Genomic DNA, 21224 nt, shown 5'->3' with positions numbered 1-21224 from the left:
CGGGACCAAAAAGGTGCGGATGGAAATTTTCTTATAAATGGAGAAAGGGGAAACTATGGAAGACTTTTCATTAGACGAATGGGAACAGGAAAGGGAAAGACTTGAATATACGAAAAATTATATGAATATTGTTTTGCATGAGGCGCAGATCAATCAAGGGACATTACAGGAAAATGTGCGAGAATCCATAAGCAATGAAGAGGCGCTTGACAGTAGTTTGAGTTATATCAACTATTTAACGAATAGTAAGTTTTTACAGCTTGCAACAACCGAGTTAAGTATTTTAAAACGTATTTTAGATACTCCCTATTTTGCGCGGATTGATTATCAAATGAAAGGGAAATCCCAAAAGAATGTCTATTATTTAGGAAAAACTTCGCTTTTTGAAAAGGACACACAAAAACCAATAATTGTAGACTGGCGTTCACCAATTGCAAATGTCTATTACGATGGACGATTGGGCGAAGTTTCATACGAAGTGAATGAAGAAACGATTGAAGGGCATTTATCATTAAAAAGACAATTTAAAATTGAAAAAGGAGAGCTCCTTCATTATCAGGATATTGATTTAACTACAACAGATGAATTATTGCAGCAATCTCTTGCTGGAAAAGCAGACCAGCGACTAACAGAGATCATTTCAACTATTCAAGCTGAACAAAATGAAATAATTCGAGCAGATCTAAATCGGCCAATCATTGTCCAAGGAGCGGCCGGAAGTGGAAAGACCACTATTGCTTTACACCGAATATCCTATTTTATCTATAACTATGCAAAATATTTTCAGCCTGAGCAATTAATGATTATTGCGCCAAATAATATGTTCATCGGTTATATTGCACAAGCGCTGCCTGATTTGGGAGTAGAGAAGATTCGTCAAACGACATTCCTAGATTATGTTTTACTATGCATTGGAAAGAAAATGAAAGTAATTCAGTCAAATAAGAAATTACTAACATTTATAAATCATAAGAACAAACAAGAAGAACTGGTTAAGTGGCTTTCCCGTTATAAAGGATCTTTAGAATATAAAAAGGTAATGGATAAATATTTAGTGGATATATGTAATGAAATGAGTCCAAAAGAAGATTTTCGGGTAGAAAAATTCCCGTTATATGGAGCAAAGAAACTGGAGCGTTTATTTAAGAAGGAATACGATTATCTTCCCTTAATCAAACGGAAGGAGAAAATAAAGGGAATCTTACAAGCTGATTTAAAACGGAAAAAGAAAATAATTTTAAGTAAGTTGGAAGATAAGTATGAAGATGCATTAGATCGTGCCTTAAAGATAAAAGAAGATTCAAAGCGGAAAGAGAAAGTTGTCTATTTTCTAGACACGAAGGCAGAAAGAATAGCAACTGTAAAAAAAGAAGCTTCAACTGCTGTTAGAAGATATATGAAGACAATGGAGACAACCGATTTATATGAGTATTATTCCAGATTATTTGCGGATAAGGAGCTCCTTAGAAAATATACGGAAGATTCGCTAACAGAAAAGCAATTAGATTATTTGATTGCCTTCCAGCGAAAGATATTAAAACAAAAGAAAGTGGAAATCGAGGACTTAGGGGCATTATTTTATTTGCAGTATAAAATATTTGGCATAGATAAAGAATATCGAGCGAAGAATATTGTCATTGATGAAGTGCAGGATTATAGCGAATTTCAGCTATATGCCTTAAAAGCAGGACTAGAAACAGATATGTTTACCCTTGTTGGAGATTTAGCACAAGGGATTCACTCCTATCGGGGATTACAGAACTGGCAGACATTACAGCAAACTATTTTTCCGCGCGCGAATTATATGACCTTGCAAAAAAGCTACCGGACTACGATTGAAATTATGTTTTTGGCAAATGAAATTTTGCATTTAGTCAATGAAGATTTGCCCAAAGTGAAACCAGTTGTCCGCCATGGAGAAAAACCGACTGTTCATTTATATGAGCAAAAACAAGAATTGATTGACAGAATGATTCAAGTAGCAGATCGACTGCATAATGACGGTTATCACTCCATTGCTATTATTGGTAAAACAGAGGAAGAATGTAGAGCAATATTGAAAGAGATGCAAAAAAGAAAAGTGCCTAATGTCCAATTTCTTCAAGAAAATGAAGAGCTTGAAAAGAAATATTTAATTATAGTACCAAGCTACCTTTCCAAGGGACTGGAATTTGACGCAGTTCTTCTTTTTACGTTAAATGAGTCTTTTTCCCAAGAAGAAATAGATTTAAAGCTTTTATATGTTGCAATGACAAGACCAATGCATCGCCTTCATTTATTTACACGCGACAAAGCCACGTTATTATTGGATAAGGCACATAAAGCATATTTTACAGTGGAGAAAGAAAACGAGCGAAAGAGTGGGGAATATGAATAAACAAATCCATACGAAGCATCAATACTTACAGGTTGGCTGTAAAGTGATAACCGTTAGTGATACAAGATCTGAGGAAAATGATAAAAGCGGAAAATTGATGATTGATCTGTTAGAACAGGAAAACCATTCTATACAAAAGTATGTCATCGTAAGGGATGAGAAAGAACAAATTGTACACGAAATAATGACGGGGGTACAATCAGCTGAAATTAATTGTATTCTCTTAAATGGAGGGACAGGAATTTCACCCAGGGATATTACCATCGAAGCCATTAAACCTCTCCTAACAAAAGAATTAGATGGATTTGGAGAACTGTTTCGAATGTTAAGCTATACAGAAGATATAGGCTCTAGTGCTATATTATCAAGAGCGATTGCTGGAACGATTAATAATACGGTCATTTTTTGTACTCCAGGATCTACAGGTGCTGTACGGCTTGCGATGAACAAATTAATCCTTCCTGAATTAAGTCATGTTGTCAGCGAATTGCATAAATAATAATAAAAAGGTCAATAACTTTTCAAGTAAAGAAAAGGATTGACCTATTTTTATATATAAAAATAGAATTTATCTACTAATGAAATGTATAAAATAATGCATAAAAGATTAAGTTTATTTTTATAGATACAAATAATTAGTTTATTAATAGGATGTATACTGAGACTTCCTATCTTTTTGTGTGTATAAAAATAAAATTATTTAAATTTTTATAAAAATTCTATTGAAATTATTAGGGAAAGTTGTTAAAGTGATACATATAGTTTTTGAATAAAAATATAAATAAATGAATATTTATTCGCATATAGGAGGAATTAGGTAATGGCAAATCCAAAAGTAGTCTTAGCATATTCAGGAGGATTAGATACATCTGTAGCAATAAAATGGTTACAGGATCAAGGTTATGATGTAGTAGCTTGCTGCTTAGATGTTGGTGAAGGAAAGGATTTGAACTTTATACAACAAAAAGCACTTTCGGTTGGTGCAGTTCAATCTTATGTCATCGATGCAAAAGAAGAATTCGCACAGGATTTTGCACTTACTGCTATGCAGGCACATACCCTTTATGAAGGAAAGTATCCCCTTGTTTCTGCATTATCAAGACCTTTAATTTCCAAAAAATTAGTAGAAGTTGCAGAAAAAGAAAATGCTGTTGCGGTCGCACATGGATGTACGGGAAAAGGAAATGACCAAGTGCGTTTTGAAGTATCTATCCAAGCATTAAATCCTAATTTAAAAGTATTAGCACCAGTCCGTGAGTGGGGATGGTCTCGTGAAGAAGAAATTGCTTATGCAAAAGAAAAAAATATTCCCATCCCGGTTAACTTGGATAGTCCATTTTCTATAGACCAAAATCTATGGGGAAGAAGCAATGAATGTGGAATTTTAGAAGATCCTTGGGCTGCCCCTCCAGAAGAAGCGTATGACTTAACGGTAAGTCTCGAAAATGCTCCTGATCAAGCAGATATTATTGAAATTGAATTTAAGGAAGGTGTTCCTGTCAGCATAGATGGTATTACTTATTCTTTATCTGCGCTAATTCTTGAGTTAAATAAGATCGCTGGAAAACATGGTGTGGGTAGAATCGATCATGTAGAAAATAGATTAGTAGGAATTAAATCAAGAGAAGTGTATGAATGTCCAGGTGCTTTAACATTGATGAAAGCACATAAAGAATTAGAAGATATTACGCTTGTAAAAGAAGTAGCTCATTTTAAACCAGTTATCGAAAAGAAAATCACAGAAGTTATTTATGAGGGACTTTGGTTCTCTCCAATTACAAAAGCATTGCAAGCTTTCTTGCAAGAAACCCAGAAAAACGTGACAGGAACGGTTCGCGTGAAACTATTTAAAGGGCATGCGATTGTAGAAGGAAGAAAATCACCGTATTCTTTATATGATGAAAAACTTGCTACGTATACTTCCGACGATGAGTTTGATCATGCAGCAGCGGTTGGCTTCATTAAACTTTGGGGACTTCCTACAAAGGTTCAAAGCATTGTGGAAAACGACAAGAAGGTGTCTGTGTGAAGAAGTTATGGGGAGGCAGATTTACAAAATCTGCCGAGGAATGGGTAGATGAATTTGGGGCGTCCATTTCCTTTGATCAAGAACTAGTGTTAGAAGATATAGAAGGGAGCATTGCCCATGTGGAAATGCTCTCTAAGACAGGGATATTGTCAGTAGCAGAGGCAGAGAAAATCAAAAATGGATTACTTACTCTAAAAAAGCAAGCAGAAAAGGATGAATTATCTTTTTCTGTAAAACTAGAAGATATCCATCTTAATTTAGAAAGTAAATTAACGGATTTAATTGGTCCTGTAGGTGGGAAGCTCCATACTGGTAGAAGTAGAAATGATCAGGTTGCAACAGATATGCATCTTTACCTGCGAAAACAAGTGAAACAAATTATCCAATTATTGAATGAGCTGCAAAGCTCGTTGCTGGAAAAGGCAGAACATCATATTGAAACAGTAATGCCTGGTTATACACATCTTCAGCGTGCCCAGCCTATCTCTTTTGCGCATCATTTAATGGCGTATTTCTGGATGTTTGAAAGAGACAAACAGCGATATCAGGAAAATGTAACGAGAATTAATGTATCACCACTAGGTGCAGGTGCTTTAGCAGGAACAACCTTTCCTATTGATCGTTCCTATAGTGCTGACTTACTTGGCTTTGATTCCATTTATGAAAATAGTATGGATGCAGTAAGCGATCGTGACTTTATTCTAGAATTTCTATCGACTAGTTCTATTTTAATGATGCATCTATCGCGCTTTAGTGAAGAAATTATTCTTTGGTCTTCTCAAGAATTTAAATTTATTGAATTAGACGATAGTTTTTCCACGGGAAGCAGCATTATGCCCCAAAAGAAAAATCCAGATATGGCTGAATTAATCCGAGGAAAAACCGGACGGGTTTATGGAAATTTAATGGGCTTGTTAACTGTATTGAAAGGTTTGCCTTTAGCATACAATAAAGATATGCAGGAAGATAAAGAAGGGATGTTTGATACCGTAAAAACGGTGGTTGGCTCTTTGCGCATTTTTGCTGGTATGATTCAAACAATGAAGGTTAATGAGCAAGGAATGGAAAATGCCACGAAAAATGACTTTTCTAATGCTACAGAATTAGCTGATTATTTATCAGAAAAAGGGATGCCATTCAGAGAGGCACATGAAGTAGTAGGGAAATTGGTTCTATACTGTGTGAATAAAAAATGTTATTTGCAGGATTTAAGTATTACAGAACTACAAGCGGCGAGCAGCTTATTTGAACAGGATATCTACCATGTATTGAATCCCAGAACGGCAGTTGAAAGACGAAATAGTGCTGGCGGAACTGGATTTACCCAAATAAAGCAGGCGATTGAAAAAGCAAAGCTTTGCGTTTGGGAAAAAGAAGAAGTGAAGTAAATGAAGAAAATTCTATTATTTGATTGCAAACACTGCTTTCAATAATAGAATTTTCTTCTTTTTATTTCTATTGATCACTGCTTCTAACAATTAAAACATCACAAGGAGCATTTCTGGTAATTCCTTCAGAGACACTGCCGATAATAAATCTCTCAACGGCATTTAAACCTGTCGCTCCACACACAATTAAATCAGCTTTGTACTTTGTCGCAATTTCTCGAGGAACTACTGCTCTTGGAGAACCGAATTCAATTGCCTTTACAACATTCTCAATTCCTGCTGCAGTTGCTTGAACAATATATTTATCTAAGAGCTCATTTGCGAATTCATCTGATTTAGCTGCAATGGATTGATCGTACGCAGCTACTGTTGCAAAAGATCTCGTATCAATAACATGGGCAATGACAAGTCTAGCATTATTTTCTTTTGCGATTGAAATCGCTTTCTTTATAGCGTTATCAGCCTCGTCAGAACCATCTACTGCCACAATAATGTTTTGATAGTTTACGTTCATAAGCATTCACTCCTTAAGTTTATCTACTTCTATTATATACCCAATTCATGCATAAGTTTAACTTTTCAATCAAATAATAGGGGGAAAAATAAGAAAGGAAGGAATAGAGATGCACAAACAAAATGAAAGTATACAGAATGATTTTCAATTTGATGAAAAAGGAAGCGAAGAAGTAACTGCCCAAGTGATGGAATCCTATAACGACGGTGCGGTTGATGCCTTCTTGGATAAAGAGCAGAAACAAATAAAGGACTAAACAAAAAAGACTGTAGGAAGAGCCTGAGCCTTAACTGATAGGCGAATAATAACTAATTCCACCTATCATTTAAGATAAACTAGTTTTAAGTTACTATGACCTGCGGCTGAATGGAGGAGGCTGAACCTCCCTCAACGCTCTCCTGGTGGAAAGCAATATATACCATTTAGCCTGTGAGTACTGTTGCAAAACAAATCGTCCTTTTTAAATAAATAACTGCCCTAATTTTTAATCCATCATCTGCACTCAACTTGTTAGTAATTTCTTGGAATGTAGTAAGGCTGGTAGATAGGCTGAGGATAAGGGGCGTCTGCATAATAATTTTGACTAGAACTATTTCTACTAATCACTGGGCCAAGAATTGTTGTTTTATTAATGGGAGAGATGGTGGATTTCCACTTATGAAGATCCAATGAATAAGTATGTGCCATTAAGTCTGGAGGAGTTAGACGAAGTAAATCAGAGCCAAAGATTGCTTCAGGTGTAGGTGCATTGAATATAGCTAATAAATGTGTCTTATTTGTATTTGCGATTTCATAATGCCACCAGCCTTGGGGAACATTAGCTACTTGGCCAGGCGTAATGGTATAGTTTAGGATTTTTTTTGTAAAAGGATTTAATAGTGAAACAGTAGCAGAACCGGAAATGCAGTATACGAGCTCTGCCGCATTTTGGTGAATATGTGGTTCAACTACAATATCTCTGCTTAAATAGATATCTAGCAATGACACATTCTCTAACGAATTTAACTGTTGTTCTCCTAAAACATTAATATAGTTATGACTATCTCTTGTGAAAAAATTACTTTTATTTACATCAAAATGGTATTGGATTTTTGGATCTGTATAATCTACATATTTAACCATTCTCTTCTCCCCCATTTATTCCTTTTTAAGTTTAGGTATCTTATGTAAAATATAAATTTAGGTGCAAGTACATTAAAAGAGAAGATAATAGATTCGTTTTTTTGGGGGCATGAGTATTTCATTCACATATAAACCCCAACGATTATACGGAGATGCTAGGGGAAACTCCGAATTATCGTTGGGGTTATTTAGAAAACAGGTTTGTGGTTAACATCCGCATGACAGATATTAAAAAACAGGCGGATTTTCTTGTTTACCATTTATTGAATAATTTGAAGCTCTTTCGGAAATTTAGTTAAAATCTCCACTCCATCTTTTGTAACATAAACATCATCTTCTATCCGAACTCCTGCAACATTCGGTACATAAATTCCCGGCTCGATTGTATATACCATACCTTCTTGTAAAACTAGGGAATTTGTTTCAGTTAAGGAAGGGAATTCATGAACACTAATCCCTAATCCATGCCCTAAACGGTGAGGGAAAAACTCGCCATAACCTGCTTCTCTTATTGTGTTTCGAGCAGCTAGATCAACAGTAGCACAAGAAACGCCTGGCTTAGAGGCTTCAATCGCTGTAAGCTGAGCTTTTAAAACTGTATCATAAATATCCTTTTGCTTATCATTAATGTCGCCAAATGCCACTGTTCTGGTTATATCGGAACAATATCCATCAACAACAACCCCTAAGTCAAATAATACTAGGTCTCCTTTTTTGATTTTTGTCTCTCCTGGATTACCATGAGGGGAAGCGCCGTTCACACCAGTTAAAACCATGGTTGAAAAGGACATCTTACCAATTCCTTTTTTCTTCAATTCATATTCAATTGCAGCTAGAATTTCCATTTCAGATTTGCCTTCTGCTATTTCATTACAGCCTATTTCTATAGCGAAATCAGCCCATTTACAAGCTTCTTTTATCTTAGCTAATTCATCTGATGTTTTTATCATGCGCAAAGTATTAATTTTTTCTTCTGCTGAAACATATCCTTCAATGTTTGGAAATGACGTTTGAAGTGCCTGATATCTTGCCACATTCATGTGATCTATTTCAAGAGCTACTTTTGTTGTACGGTTTGTACGGCTTTGAACCATACTTTGAATAGCCTCCCATGGATTTTCTGTATCACTATAGCCGATGATATCATAGCTCCACCCGGCATTTTTAGCATCATTTGTTTCCATTGCAGGACAAACTAATATCGGATCGTTTTCTGGGAAGACAATCAAAGCCAATAATCTTTCATGTGGATCACTATAGAATCCGCTAAAATAGAAAATATTATCTGTAGAAGTTAAAAAAGTGAAATCAATTTCTTCCTGCTTCATCCAATTTGCTAGAGACGCTATTTTTTTTTCCAATTCAACCTACCTCCAAGTGTTTCTTAACAAGTCTATACTTTTTTCCATTTCCTTATATTGTAGGACCAGTTAAATATTATTCTTATCCTATAAGATTATCAACATAAGTCGTGTATGTAAATATTTAGACTTACGAAACTTTCTGTGTGATCAGATGCTTTAGCTAATTTTTAAATACTTTTTTTGTCCTTGTCCGCATAGGATAGTATCAAGGAGGTTTTAGCGACTATGAATAAGAATAGATATTTACTATGTATATTATTATGTGGTGTCCTTTTATATTATGGAATGCCAAGACTTTCTCCCTTCAGTAACGGGGCTGAAGGAATATTTTCGGTTACATGGCTAGCCTTTGCCTTAATGGTAGTAGCGGGAAATTTAACTGCATTACTATATACCCCTAAAAAACCACGACCAGCCAAAAGGTCCTATAGTAAAGCACAGAAAAAGAAGAAAATCTATTATTACCAATAAGATGAAAAGAGGAGAGAGATAGAACTAAAACGAAAATCTATCTCCCGTTATCAATAAATAAGGGTCCGTATGCTGGTAAATGATTATGCGGGTCTTTATTGCCGATATCCGTATAATGTGGTTCGATTTATTTACGGCTGGAATTATTTTCTTCCAGCCCTTTTAGCATGTAATATTTTAATAAGAAATAAAGATGTCCACAAAAGACATACTCCACTCAAAAAACAAAATGACTGAATGTTTTAATGGCGATTAACAGAGAATTCATTGAATACCCTAGTAGTTCACTCTATAATAAAGATATACAAGCTTTTTTCAATAGATTTTTTACCTAGGGAAATCATAGATATTAAAGAAGGCAGCTTTAAATGAAAGAAATTAATAGTTAGCCGAAAACTATTGAAACATAGATGGATAAATTGTAATAGAAATAAATGGTATGAAAATGTCTAGTACAGGCAGTTTTCGCATAGAACAAACGAGAGAGTTTAACCAATAGAATTTTCTAAGTTTGTCTGCGAGAAGCAGTGTGCTTTTCTTAAAAGAGGGTGGTAATTTGGCTACAAAACATGAGCAAATATTAAATTATATTGATGAATTACAAGTAGGAGAAAAGATTTCTGTTCGACAAATTGCGAAAGCATTAAATGTAAGTGAAGGAACAGCTTATAGAGCGATAAAAGAAGCAGAGAATAAAGGGTATGTAAGTACCATTGAAAGAGTTGGTACAATTAGAATTGAACGAAAGAAGAAAGAAAATATTGAGAAGTTAACCTATGCAGAAGTAGTTAATATTGTGGATGGACAAGTTCTTGGTGGGAGAGCTGGTTTACATAAAACCTTAAATCGTTTTGTTATTGGGGCAATGAAATTAGATGCAATGATGCGTTATACAGGTCCTGGAAATCTCTTGATTATAGGGAACCGTGTGCGGGCACATGAACATGTATTAAAAGCTGGTGCTGCGGTTTTAATTACAGGTGGCTTCGATACAGAGGAACATGTGAAACGTTTAGCAGACGATTTGCAGCTCCCGATTATTTCAACAAGCTATGATACATTTACTGTTGCAACGATGATAAACCGGGCAATCTATGATCAGCTCATAAAAAAAGAAATTGTTTTAGTAGAAGATATTTTAACACCGCTTAAAGAAACGATTTACTTAAAGACAACGGATGATGTTGCTTTGTGGCATAAATATAATAAAGAAACGTTACACGGTCGGTTCCCAGTAGTGGATCATAGTTTAAAAGTACAAGGGATGATTACATCAAAGGATATCATTGGAAAATCGATGGATATGACGATCGATAAAGTCATGACAAAACACCCAATGACGGTTAGTGGCAAAACAAGTGTTGCTTCTTGTTCGCATATGATGGTATGGGAAGGAATTGAAGTCTTGCCAGTTGTAGATGAAGCAAACAAGCTAGAAGGGATTATTAGTAGACAAGATGTATTAAAAGCGCTGCAAATGAACCAAAGACAGCCTCAAATTGGCGAAACGATTGATGATATTGTCACAAAGCATGTCTTGTTGACTAAAGGAAAAAACAAAGGGGAAACAGCCTTTTCCTGTGAAGTAACTCCGCAGATGACGAATCACTTAGGGACCATATCTTATGGGGTGTTTACAACGATTGTTTCCGAAGCGGCGAACAGAGTACTTAGAGGGTTTAAAAAAGGTGATTTAGTTGTCGAAAATATGACCATCTATTTTATCAAGCCAGTTCAAATGGATAGTGTTATTGAAATAGTTCCCAAAATTTTAGAAGTTGGACGAAAATTTGGGAAAGTCGATGTAGAAGTTTTTAACCACGGAGTACTTGTTGGAAAAGCGATGATGATGTGTCAATTAATCGATCGTCATTAATGAAAGGAGAAATAAATGAAACAGAAAATACTAGATGCGATAAGAGCCTTTAATACTATCATTATTCATAGACATGTCCGTCCAGATCCAGATGCATATGGATCGCAAGGTGGATTAGCAGAAATTATAAAAACTTCTTATCCCGATAAAAACGTCTATACGGTAGGAAAAGAAGAAGCTTCCTTAAACTTTTTACGAAGACTCGATGTCATTGATGACAGCACCTATGCTGATGCGCTGGTCATTGTATGTGATACAGCTAATCAAGAAAGAGTATGTGACCAGCGCTATCTGACTGGGAAAATGCTAATAAAGATCGACCATCATCCAAATGATGATGCATATGGCGATATAGTTTGGGTAGAGACTGCAGCTAGTTCGACAAGTGAGTTGATCTATGAGTTTTATTTGTTTGGAGAAGATCAGGGGCTAAAGATGAGTGATGAGGCTGCAAGGCTGCTATATGCGGGAATTGTTGGAGATACTGGGAGATTTCTATATCCAAGTACATCGGAAAAAACATTTCTTTATGCCGGAGAATTAATCAAATATTCTTTTTCGCGCACAGAAATGTATGACCAAATGTATGAACTCGATCCCCATATTGTCAAGCTGAGTGGCTATGTTCTGCAAAATTTTCAAGTTCATGCAAATGGAGTAGCAAGTATGAAGCTCAATAAGGAAATATTAGCTCAATTTCAGGCAACTCCTGCAGAGGCATCGTTACTTGTTAGCAGTCTAGGGAGTGTAAAAGGTTTAAAAGCATGGGTCTTTTTTATTGAAGAAGCAGATCAAATTCGTGTAAGATTGCGTTCAAAAGGACCAGTTATTAATGGAATTGCAAAAAAATATAATGGTGGAGGACATCCAATGGCCTCAGGCGCAACCATTAATCAATGGGAGGATGCCTGTAAAGTAGTGAAGGATTTAGAAGCAGTTTGTAAATAAGGTAGTTTTCTTATGGCTTAATTATTCAACAAGAAAGAAAAAGGGTGCAATCCGTTACGTTATAATGGATTGCACCTCTTTTTAATCGCCAAAGGTGACTCTTAATTCGACATGAACCGTTGTATAAATAATCAACTCTGTTACTTTAAATTTATAACGCTTTTTATCGGAAACAACTACTTTGTTTTCAATCGACTTTTTTAACAGTGCGCGACTTTTATAGACCATATCGAGGTCTTTTGCAATAATGGTCGATAAATCTTCTTTAATGGCATCTTCCATTTCTAAGGCATTAAAGGGTTTAATATCATATTTTTCTTTATCTGTATTGTTTATCTTTACAACGATATCCTCCACTGTCAGCTTTTCTTCGGTCGTTTTATTTTGTGCAGCAAATTCCTCTTGCCATATTTTTTTCTCTCTTTCTAAATCCTCAATAGTTGCTTTTTGTGTTTTAATTTCCGAGCTATATCGTTCCTGCCATACACCGAAAATAAAGACAAAAATACACCAACTGATTACTCCACCGATAACCATTCCGGCAAAAAAACGTTGTACAGCCTGATTTTTATAATATGGTGGAATTCTCATTTATATATACTCCTGTGTAATCCACTTAATAATTGTAATGCCTGTATGAGCTCCTCCGAAAGCAGAAACGATTAATAAGATTTGTTTGAATAGGTCTTTTGTGCCAGCATCATAGATTCCTTTTTCAATCGTATCAATAGCATCAAAGGTCCCGCCAATCGCTGTAACAATCGCCCAAATTTTGATGATTCCAGAAATGCGTATGATTTCAGTAAGGAGTGGTTTTCCGGTTAGAAATGCAGCAAGTCCACCTAAAAGTGCGCCTCCTAAAATAACCCCTAAGGCAATAAAGTAGCTTTCGATGAAGGTAGGGAAGAATGGTTGTTGATTCATACGTTTACCTCTCTAACTTTTATTAGTTTTTGTTTCTAAGCAGGCAATAAATCAAATAGAATGAAGTCTTCTCCATAGAGCAAAATATTTATTCTCACGGTTGTATATTTTTCTCATATCTTGTAATCTTCTATTCTTCTTCTTATTATTATGGACAATCTATTGCATTTATGAATGAATTTAAAGGTCGATTATACAAGTGTTGAAGTTTCACGTCATTCCTTAATAAAGAGAACATATTTTCTTTTTTTGCTGTGAACATCTATAATGAAAGGAAAAAGTCTTTTATTTTGAGGCAAACTAATAAGATAGAATAACAATGATTGCTTTTTTAAGGGAATAGCCTTTAAAGTGGTAAAAAGGTTTGTAAATAAAGCAAAAATGACATCTTCTCTAGCATTTTTATATATTTTTTTGTTATAAGGAAAAAAATTTTTTAAGAAAAGTGGTGAATTAATTTATGTCTTTTATACATCTTCAAGTATCTAGTGCATATAGCCTTTTATCTAGCACGCTTTCGATAAAAGAGTTAGTTACAAATGCTAAAAAGCATGGCTATCGTTCTATTGCTTTAACAGATCGCAATGTGATGTATGGTGCAGCTTCTTTTTATAAAGAATCATTAAAGCAAGGGATAAAACCGATTATCGGACTAACAGTAGATGTAATAAGTGAATGGGAAGAAGATAATGTTTATCCATTGGTCTTATTAGCTAGAACTAGTCTAGGATTTAAAAATTTATTGAAAATTACGAGTGCTGTTCAAACAAAAAATCCACAGGGAATTCCTGTGAAATGGTTAAAGCATTATGCTAAAGGTCTCGTTGCAATCTCACCTGGATTTGATGGGGAGATTGAACAAAATTTACTGAGGGATGATACGGAATCAGCAAGAAATACATTAATGCTATGGAAGTCCATTTTTGAACCTGGTCAATGCTTTTTATCTATTCAAAGACACGGCATTGCGGTGGAAGATGCACTAAATGAAAAGTTACTCAGATTAGCTTCTGAAGAAAAAGTCAAGCTGGTAGCAACAAATAATGTATTTTACCTGGAGGAGGAGGACCATTTTGCTTATGAATGCTTAAAGGCAATCAAAAATGGGGAGAAGCTTTCCGATATAGAGCAAGATGAATGGAGTTCTAATCAGCATTATCTAAAAAACAAAGAAGAAATGATTACATTATTCAATGATCAACCAGATATTCTGGAAAACACATGGAAGGTAGGAGAGTCTTGTCAGATTGAAATGAATGGCATACTTGCTACCTTACCTAAATATACTGTACCTGCAGGAAAAAATGCTCTTAGTTATTTAAGAGAATTATGTATGGCTGGTTTAAATGACAGATATTCTCATCCTTCTCCAGAACACACAGCACGGTTGGAATATGAATTGGACATCATTGGGAGAATGAATTATAGTGACTATTTCTTAATTGTTTGGGATTTTATGAAGTTTGCGCGAGAGAACGGAATTCTAACAGGTCCTGGAAGGGGGTCAGCTGCGGGATCAATCGTTGCCTATGTTTTACATATTACAGATATAGATCCTATTAAATATCAATTGCTTTTTGAAAGATTTTTAAATCCAGAGAGAATTTCCATGCCAGATATCGATATTGATTTTCCTGATAATAAGCGGGATAAAGTTATTTCATATGTGAAAAATAAATATGGAGAGCTGCATGTTGCGCAAATTATTACCTTTGGTACGCTTGCTGCTAAAGCAGCTTTGCGTGATGTTGGGCGAGCCTTTGGCTTATCTGTTAAAGAGTTGGATGAACTGTCAAGAATGATCCCATCTAAACTAGGTGTTAATCTCAAACAAAGCTATCAAGAATCCATCCGTTTGCAGCAATTTGTTGAATCATCTCCTCGAAATCAAAAACTATTTGATACTGCATGTAAAATCGAAGGGCTTCCAAGGCATACATCAACCCATGCTGCCGGCGTGGTTCTTAGTCAACAGCCCCTTGTTGATATTATTCCGATTCAAGGTGGTCATGACGATATTTATTTAACACAGTATAGCATGGAATATTTAGAGGAACTTGGCTTATTGAAAATGGATTTTCTTGGTTTAAGAAATCTTTCTTTTATTGAAGCTATTCTTGATATGCTTTATAAAGCAACAAAGAAAAGAATAGATATAAGAAAAATACCAATTGATGACCCAAATGTTTTCAAGCTATTAAGTAGAGGAGATACAACAGGGATCTTTCAATTGGAATCAGAAGGAATGCGCAATGTATTAAAGAGGTTACAGCCAACTAATTTTGAAGATATTGTAGCTGTTAATGCGCTTTACCGTCCTGGACCTATGGAGAATATACCGCATTACATCAATAGAAAACATGGCAAAGAATCGATAAACTATTATCATCCTGATTTAGAAGAGATACTAAAGAGCACCTATGGAGTGATTGTTTATCAAGAGCAAATTATGCAAATCGCTTCTAAAATGGCTGGGTTCTCACTAGGAGAGGCGGATTTGTTAAGACGAGCTGTGAGTAAGAAACAAAAGGAAATTCTGGAAAAAGAAAGAATTCATTTTGTAAAAGGAGCAGAAAGAAAAGGATATCATGAAAAAACAGCGAATGAAATATATGAGTTAATTGTGCGTTTTGCCAACTATGGTTTTAATAGAAGTCATGCAGTAGCATATAGTATGATTGCTTATCAGCTTGCCTATTTAAAAGCAAACTACCCCCTGTATTTTATGGCGGCACTATTAACATCTTCCCTTGGAAACACAGGGAAAATAATTCAGTATATTCAAGAGTTAAAACAGATGAATATTGAACTGACTCCGCCTTCTATTAATCAAAGTAATTACTTTTTCCGTGTAGAAAAGAATAAAATCCGTTATAGCTTAGCAGGCATAAAAGGTATTGGCGGAAATGTATTAAGAGAAATATTAAAGGCGAGAAGTCAGAAAAAATTTGAAGATTTGTTTGATTTTTGTATACGAGTTTCCCCGAAGACGGTTAACAGAAGAGTCTTGGAAATGCTTATTTATTCCGGAAGCTTCGATGAATTCGGAGTAGATCGTGCTATTTTGCTGGCATCTATTGATGTAGCCATACAGCACGCCCAATTAGTTCATCCAGAGGATGAAGAGCAAAATGATTTATTTAGTGAGGATGATTTCTTTTTTAAACCGAAATATGTAGAAGTAGAACCACTCAGAGTGGAAGATAAATTAGCTTTAGAAAAAGATGCCTTAGGATTTTACTTATCAGACCATCCTGTGTCTATCTATAAGCCGTATCAAGCAACTTTGCAAACCATTGCTATTAATGGAATGGAAGTAGGAAAAAAACATAAAAGCATTGTCTATATAACAGAAATAAATATCATTCGCACTAAAAAAGGGGAGCCGATGGCATTTATCCAGCTGAGTGATCAGAGCGGAGAAATGCAAGGTGTTATATTTCCAACTATTTTTAAGAAATATCAAAGTCTGCTTAACTCGGGTGAAATCGTATATTTAGAAGGGAAATGTGAAGAAAGAAACGGCAGTAAACAATTTGTTATTCAATTAGTTGAATCGATGAGGACGATTGTCCAGTCACTTTCTAAAAAGGAACATAAGTTGTTTATTAAAGTGATGAATGAGAAGCATATGATGAACCAAAGATTAGAGTTACTGGCGGTTATGAGAAAATTCCCGGGAACTACTCCAGTTATTATTCATTATGAGGAAACAGGAAAAAACATCGTTTTAAACGAAGAATATAAAATTTCACCAAGTAAGGAATGTATCGCTGAATTATCTACTTTACTAGGTGCTAATCGCGTTTTCTTATCCGAATAAAACTTTACAACTTTAAAAAGTTGTTATATTGTTTAATAAGCTGACTGGTCAGACCACTTAGCCTAAATTTTTGGATTGGATATTTTGTACTTATACTTTATTTATTTTCTTAAAACATTGCCAAAAAAGGCAAGAAAGAAGTGAGTGATGACATAAGGTGAATGAATCATCTTCAAAGGAATCCAAATTATATGTGGATATCGTGAATCATTTACGAGAAATGATTGATCAAAACGGCCTGAAACCAGGGGACAAGCTTCCCTCTGAACGAGTATTGAGTGAAACCCTGCATGCAGGCAGATCATCCATCAGGGAAGCTCTGAGAGCATTAGAGCTGCTTGGGTTGATTGAAACAAGAAAAGGGGAAGGAACCTTTCTTCGTGATTTTCAAGGTCATAAATTAGTAGAATTGATCAGTACTTTTATATTGCAGAATGATAAAGCAAAACAAGACGTTTTGGAAACAAAGAACTATATTCAATTAAATGCTCTATATATTGCCATGGAAAAAATTACAGAAGATGAATTGGCACATTTAAAACAGTTGGTAAATGAACGAGAAATATCAGAAAGTGAGTTTTTCTTTCAAATCATTAAAATAGCTGATAATTTCTTGGTCCATCGTTTATGGACTATTTTAAATGACTATTATCATTCACTAACAATTCCTGCGAAAGAATGGAAGAGGGAGGATTACCTCCTTCTTTTAGATTCATTAAAAAAAAAGAATCAAATGCAATTATGGAGTGTATTTAGTAATTACAATAATTTTAACTGATTATTGGTGCTTGGAAATGATAGGAATCCGATTCAAATCTAAATTGTTACTTATGGGGAGGTTTCCATATTGATTAAGGGAATATTTTCGAAATCAAAAAAACTTAAGTATGCAACATTACCTTCAGAATTATCAAAGAATGAAGTTCCAGAAGGGATTATGACAAAATGTTCTAATTGTAAGAAAATAATGTATACACGTGAATTACAGAAGAATCATAAGGTTTGTTTAAACTGTGGGTATCATCTGCCTATGAAGGCTTATGAAAGAATGAATTGCATTTTGGATGAAGCAACTTTTGTTGAGCTAAATGCAGAAATGAGAACCGGAAATCCTTTGCAGTTTCCTGGTTATGAAGATAAAATTGCCGGCGATATTAAAAAAACGAATATGAATGAAGCTGTTGTTACAGGAACAGGTGAAATAAATGGCAGAAAAGTAGTAATAGCTGTAATGGATTCTTCTTTCCGGATGGGAAGTATGGGTTCAGTAGTTGGAGAAAAAATTACCCTCGCTGTCGAAAAGGCTGATGAGCTTTCGGTACCCTTTATAATTTTTACGGCTTCTGGTGGAGCAAGAATGCAAGAAGGCGTGCTAAGTCTTATGCAAATGGCGAAAACAAGTGTAGCATTAAAACGATTTAGCGATAATGGCGGTTTATATATTACCATTATGACCCACCCAACAACAGGAGGCGTTTCTGCAAGCTTTGCCTCACTTGGAGATTATAATTTTGCTGAACCAGGTGCATTAATTGGTTTTGCGGGACGTCGTATTATTGAACAAACGATAGGAGAAGAGCTTCCGGAGGACTTCCAAACGGCAGAGTTTTTACTAAAGCATGGTCAATTAGATGCGGTAATACCTAGATTAGAATTAAAAGAGAAGCTTAGCCTCGTGCTTGAAATGCATCAAACAGGTGGTGAATTAGAATGGTAGGATTAGATTTTGATAAACCAATTAATGAATTGAAAGATAAAATCCAAGAATTAAAAGACTTCTCGGAAAATGCAAATGTTGATTTAAGTACAGAGATTGAAAAATTAGAAATACGCTTAAAAAAATTGGAAAAAGATGTATACGATAATATGAAGCCTTGGGATCGAGTTCAAATTGCTAGACATCCAAATAGACCAACGACCCTTGACTATATTCCCCATTTGTTTACCGATTTTATCGAATTACATGGAGATAGAGGCTTTGGAGATGATGAGGCAATTGTAGGTGGAATTGCGAAATACAAAGGATTACCAGTAACGATTGTCGGCCATCAAAGAGGAAAAGATACAAAGGAAAATATTCGCAGAAATTTTGGAATGCCTCATCCAGAAGGATATCGAAAAGCCCTGCGTCTAATGAAGCAAGCGGATAAGTTCAATCGTCCCATTATTTGTTTTATTGACACAAAAGGTGCATACCCTGGTAAAGCTGCAGAGGAAAGAGGACAAAGTGAAGCTATTGCCAAAAATTTATTTGAAATGGCATCGATGGAAGTCCCAATTGTCTGTATTGTAATTGGAGAAGGTGGTAGTGGTGGTGCTTTAGCACTTGGCGTTGGTAACCATATTCACATGCTAGAGAACTCCACATACTCAGTTATTACACCAGAAGGAGCCGCATCTATTTTATGGAAAGATGCTGGGCAGGCTAAACAAGCAGCTGAAAAAATGAGGATTACTGCACCTGACTTAAAAGAGTTAAGCATTATTGATTCCATCATTAAGGAAGTAAAAGGTGGAGCACACCATAATATAAAAGAACAAGCAGAACAAATTGATGAAGTATTATATGCATCTCTGAAAGAATTAAAAGGAATGACAAAGGAAGAACTTGTGAATAACCGCTATGCTAAGTTTAAAAATATGGGTGTCTATTTAAATCATTGATAAGAGTTTTTAAACGAGACTAAGAATAAATTTCCAAGCGAAGATAACCCCCCATAATTATGCGGAGATAGTAAAACTATTTCGTATGATTGTTGGGGGGTTTTTATTCATTTTTTATGCGTCAAAAGGTTTTAATTTCCCACCCAGTGCATCGTTTAATTATAACGTTATGGACGAGTTCTAATCTAAACACACATAATCAAATAGCGGAAAACGTTTGTCCGATCCAATTTGGGAAGTATTTTTGTTTTTTCTTCTTTTTTTATTGGTATGAAAATGCGGTAAGAAGGTAAAAATGTAGTTTGCAGAATAAAAAATGTTTATTTTATTTTAAAACTATTAACACTATTTTTATGATTTTTCTTTTCTGAATGCCAGTTAATAGGTTTAAAGTTTGCGATAAGGGGAAATAGCTACAAAATAGTGATAGATAAAACGTTTGCATTTTGCTGATTATTCCGTCTTTTATTTTTTTTTCATATTAAGTTGAGATACACGATTCTTCATGATATGGTAGAATTGTTTAATGGATAATTGGATAAATGTAAGATAAATTAATAGAGAAAAGCCAATTTCTTGATTAATTTACAAAAGTTAGCATTACATAAATTATATATGTAAATTTTGTGAAAAATGTTACAGACAAGTAATTTGTTATATAATAGTATATGTATGTTATGCTACATAATTTATTTGTTAATGAAATTATGAGGTGAGGAAATTGACAGTTAAAAGAATTGGTGTATTAACAAGTGGCGGTGACGCACCAGGAATGAACGCAGCTATTAGAGCCGTAGTTCGTAAAGCGATATTCCATGGTGTGGAAGTATATGGGGTAGTTGGTGGTTATGCTGGGCTAATTAGTGGCAACTTCAGAAAATTAGAAGTTGGTTCAGTTGGTGATATAATCCATCGTGGTGGAACCTTCCTTTTCTCTGCACGTTGTGAAGAATTTAAAACAAAAGAAGGACAACAAAAAGGGATTGAGCAATTAAAGAAACATAATATCGATGGACTAGTAGTCATTGGTGGAGATGGTTCTTATATGGGTGCGAAGGCGCTTACAGAACAAGGTTACCCTTGTGTTGGAGTTCCAGGAACAATTGACAATGATATTCCAGGAACAGAATTCACAATCGGTTTCGATACTGCATTAAACACAGTTATTGATGCGATTGATAAAATCCGTGATACAGCTACATCTCACGAGAGAACATTCATCATTGAGGTAATGGGAAGAAATGCTGGGGATATCGCATTATGGGCTGGTTTAGCTGGTGGTGCTGAAACAATTCTTATTCCAGAAGAAGGCTTTAACTTGGAGGAAATTGTAGGCAGATTGAAAAAAGGTCAAGAGCGTGGTAAAAAGCATAGTATTATTGTCGTAGCTGAAGGAGTAGCCAGCGGTGTTGAAATCGGTAAATTGATTGAAGAAAATACAGATTTCGATACTCGTGTGTCTGTGTTAGGACATATGCAGCGTGGTGGATCACCTACAGCCCAAGACCGTGTGTTAGCTAGTCGTCTAGGTGCATATGCAGTTGAGCTTTTAGTAGAAGGCAAAGGTGGAAGAGCTGTTGGTATCGAAAAAAATCAATTGGTTGATTATGATATCATTGAAGCGTTAGCACGTAAACATACGATTGATAATAATTTATATCACTTATCAAAAGAATTATCCATTTAAATCAGTAGGAATTTATGATTATCTAGTGCATTTTATG

At 35.1% G+C, this 21224-nt stretch carries 18 protein-coding genes; 13 read left to right on the top strand and 5 right to left on the bottom strand.

Annotated elements, in window-relative coordinates:
* Positions 1-55: 55 nt before the first annotated feature.
* The 4 genes from helD to argH all read left to right on the top strand — a co-directional run bounded on the left by helD (position 56) and on the right by argH (position 5794).
* Positions 56-2377: an RNA polymerase recycling motor HelD gene (gene helD / locus MHH96_RS23140; protein ID WP_047942139.1), complete on the top strand. Its 2322-nt coding sequence runs from the start codon at positions 56-58 to the stop codon at positions 2375-2377.
* Positions 2370-2876 carry a MogA/MoaB family molybdenum cofactor biosynthesis protein gene (locus tag MHH96_RS23135; RefSeq protein ID WP_047941847.1) on the top strand — a complete coding sequence of 169 codons (507 nt, stop codon included), beginning with the start codon at positions 2370-2372 and terminating at the stop codon, positions 2874-2876. The genes helD and MHH96_RS23135 overlap by 8 nt, the downstream gene beginning before the upstream one ends.
* A gap of 321 nt (positions 2877-3197) precedes the next feature.
* A complete protein-coding gene (locus tag MHH96_RS23130; RefSeq protein ID WP_047941848.1) occupies positions 3198-4406 on the top strand; it encodes an argininosuccinate synthase in 1209 nt (402 codons plus the stop codon).
* Complete coding sequence (argH, locus tag MHH96_RS23125) at positions 4403-5794, top strand: argininosuccinate lyase (RefSeq protein WP_047941849.1); 1392 nt, start codon at positions 4403-4405, stop codon at positions 5792-5794. Before MHH96_RS23130 ends, argH begins: the two co-directional genes overlap by 4 nt.
* A gap of 67 nt (positions 5795-5861) precedes the next feature.
* Here the strand turns inward: argH and MHH96_RS23120 are convergent, their stop codons facing one another.
* Positions 5862-6308, bottom strand: a complete 447-nt coding sequence (locus MHH96_RS23120; protein ID WP_047941850.1) for a universal stress protein — start codon at positions 6306-6308, stop codon at positions 5862-5864.
* Positions 6309-6417: 109 nt separating this feature from the next.
* On the opposite strand from MHH96_RS23120, the gene MHH96_RS23115 reads away from it, so the two are divergent.
* Entirely contained in the window at positions 6418-6564 is a 147-nt protein-coding gene (locus MHH96_RS23115) for a hypothetical protein (RefSeq protein WP_156485418.1), read from the top strand.
* 254 nt (positions 6565-6818) lie between these two features.
* Here MHH96_RS23115 and MHH96_RS23110 read toward each other — a convergent pair whose 3' ends face one another.
* Both MHH96_RS23110 and MHH96_RS23105 read right to left on the bottom strand, forming a co-directional pair.
* On the bottom strand, positions 6819-7430 hold the full coding sequence (locus tag MHH96_RS23110; protein ID WP_047941851.1) for a cupin domain-containing protein: 612 nt from the start codon (positions 7428-7430) through the stop codon (positions 6819-6821).
* Positions 7431-7690: 260 nt separating this feature from the next.
* Complete coding sequence (locus tag MHH96_RS23105) at positions 7691-8791, bottom strand: M24 family metallopeptidase (RefSeq protein WP_082138305.1); 1101 nt, start codon at positions 8789-8791, stop codon at positions 7691-7693.
* 228 nt (positions 8792-9019) lie between these two features.
* On the opposite strand from MHH96_RS23105, the gene MHH96_RS23100 reads away from it, so the two are divergent.
* From MHH96_RS23100 to MHH96_RS23090, 3 genes are all read left to right on the top strand, one after another.
* Complete coding sequence (locus MHH96_RS23100; RefSeq protein ID WP_047941852.1) at positions 9020-9265, top strand: hypothetical protein; 246 nt, start codon at positions 9020-9022, stop codon at positions 9263-9265.
* A 556-nt stretch (positions 9266-9821) separates the two neighbouring features.
* Entirely contained in the window at positions 9822-11141 is a 1320-nt protein-coding gene (locus tag MHH96_RS23095; protein ID WP_047941853.1) for a CBS domain-containing protein, read from the top strand.
* A 15-nt stretch (positions 11142-11156) separates the two neighbouring features.
* A complete protein-coding gene (locus MHH96_RS23090) occupies positions 11157-12089 on the top strand; it encodes a DHH family phosphoesterase (protein WP_047941854.1) in 933 nt (310 codons plus the stop codon).
* Positions 12090-12170: 81 nt separating this feature from the next.
* On the opposite strand, the gene ytrI is transcribed toward MHH96_RS23090, so the two are convergent.
* The gene (ytrI, locus tag MHH96_RS23085) at positions 12171-12680 is read right to left on the bottom strand and encodes a sporulation membrane protein YtrI (RefSeq protein WP_047941855.1); all 510 of its coding nucleotides are present in this window, start codon (positions 12678-12680) and stop codon (positions 12171-12173) included.
* Positions 12681-13013 carry a YtrH family sporulation protein gene (locus MHH96_RS23080; protein WP_016202788.1) on the bottom strand — a complete coding sequence of 111 codons (333 nt, stop codon included), beginning with the start codon at positions 13011-13013 and terminating at the stop codon, positions 12681-12683. It abuts the gene before it with no gap.
* A gap of 460 nt (positions 13014-13473) precedes the next feature.
* On the opposite strand from MHH96_RS23080, the gene dnaE reads away from it, so the two are divergent.
* From dnaE to pfkA, 5 genes are all read left to right on the top strand, one after another.
* The gene (gene dnaE, locus MHH96_RS23075; RefSeq protein WP_047941857.1) at positions 13474-16836 is read left to right on the top strand and encodes a DNA polymerase III subunit alpha; all 3363 of its coding nucleotides are present in this window, start codon (positions 13474-13476) and stop codon (positions 16834-16836) included.
* 157 nt (positions 16837-16993) lie between these two features.
* Positions 16994-17614, top strand: a complete 621-nt coding sequence (locus MHH96_RS23070; protein ID WP_082138306.1) for a FadR/GntR family transcriptional regulator — start codon at positions 16994-16996, stop codon at positions 17612-17614.
* Between the two features lie 69 nt (positions 17615-17683).
* Positions 17684-18553, top strand: coding sequence for an acetyl-CoA carboxylase, carboxyltransferase subunit beta (gene accD, locus MHH96_RS23065; protein WP_047941858.1), 870 nt, complete (start codon positions 17684-17686; stop codon positions 18551-18553).
* Positions 18547-19500 carry an acetyl-CoA carboxylase carboxyl transferase subunit alpha gene (gene accA / locus MHH96_RS23060; protein WP_047941859.1) on the top strand — a complete coding sequence of 318 codons (954 nt, stop codon included), beginning with the start codon at positions 18547-18549 and terminating at the stop codon, positions 19498-19500. The genes accD and accA overlap by 7 nt, the downstream gene beginning before the upstream one ends.
* Before the next feature lie 721 nt (positions 19501-20221).
* Positions 20222-21187, top strand: coding sequence for a 6-phosphofructokinase (gene pfkA, locus MHH96_RS23055; protein ID WP_217275753.1), 966 nt, complete (start codon positions 20222-20224; stop codon positions 21185-21187).
* Positions 21188-21224 lie beyond the last annotated feature (37 nt).

It is taken from the genome of Niallia sp. FSL K6-0212, from assembly GCF_038007605.1.
Classification (GTDB): domain Bacteria; phylum Bacillota; class Bacilli; order Bacillales; family Cytobacillaceae; genus Niallia; species Niallia circulans.
The sequence above is the reverse complement of the archived record's forward strand: the minus strand, read 5'-3'. Positions and strand labels throughout refer to the sequence as shown.

Excerpts from the sequence above, each read along its gene's own strand:
- MHH96_RS23135 (WP_047941847.1), top strand. The coding sequence starts at position 2,370 with ATGAATAAACAAATCCATACGAAGCATCAATACTTACAGGTTGGCTGT.
- MHH96_RS23110 (WP_047941851.1), bottom strand. The coding sequence starts at position 7,430 with ATGGTTAAATATGTAGATTATACAGATCCAAAAATCCAATACCATTTT.
- ytrI (WP_047941855.1), bottom strand. The coding sequence starts at position 12,680 with ATGAGAATTCCACCATATTATAAAAATCAGGCTGTACAACGTTTTTTT.
- MHH96_RS23080 (WP_016202788.1), bottom strand. The coding sequence starts at position 13,013 with ATGAATCAACAACCATTCTTCCCTACCTTCATCGAAAGCTACTTTATT.
- MHH96_RS23115 (WP_156485418.1), top strand. The coding sequence starts at position 6,418 with ATGCACAAACAAAATGAAAGTATACAGAATGATTTTCAATTTGATGAA.
- dnaE (WP_047941857.1), top strand. The coding sequence starts at position 13,474 with ATGTCTTTTATACATCTTCAAGTATCTAGTGCATATAGCCTTTTATCT.
- MHH96_RS23120 (WP_047941850.1), bottom strand. The coding sequence starts at position 6,308 with ATGAACGTAAACTATCAAAACATTATTGTGGCAGTAGATGGTTCTGAC.
- accA (WP_047941859.1), top strand. The coding sequence starts at position 18,547 with ATGGTAGGATTAGATTTTGATAAACCAATTAATGAATTGAAAGATAAA.
- MHH96_RS23100 (WP_047941852.1), top strand. The coding sequence starts at position 9,020 with ATGAATAAGAATAGATATTTACTATGTATATTATTATGTGGTGTCCTT.
- MHH96_RS23090 (WP_047941854.1), top strand. The coding sequence starts at position 11,157 with ATGAAACAGAAAATACTAGATGCGATAAGAGCCTTTAATACTATCATT.
- MHH96_RS23130 (WP_047941848.1), top strand. The coding sequence starts at position 3,198 with ATGGCAAATCCAAAAGTAGTCTTAGCATATTCAGGAGGATTAGATACA.
- helD (WP_047942139.1), top strand. The coding sequence starts at position 56 with ATGGAAGACTTTTCATTAGACGAATGGGAACAGGAAAGGGAAAGACTT.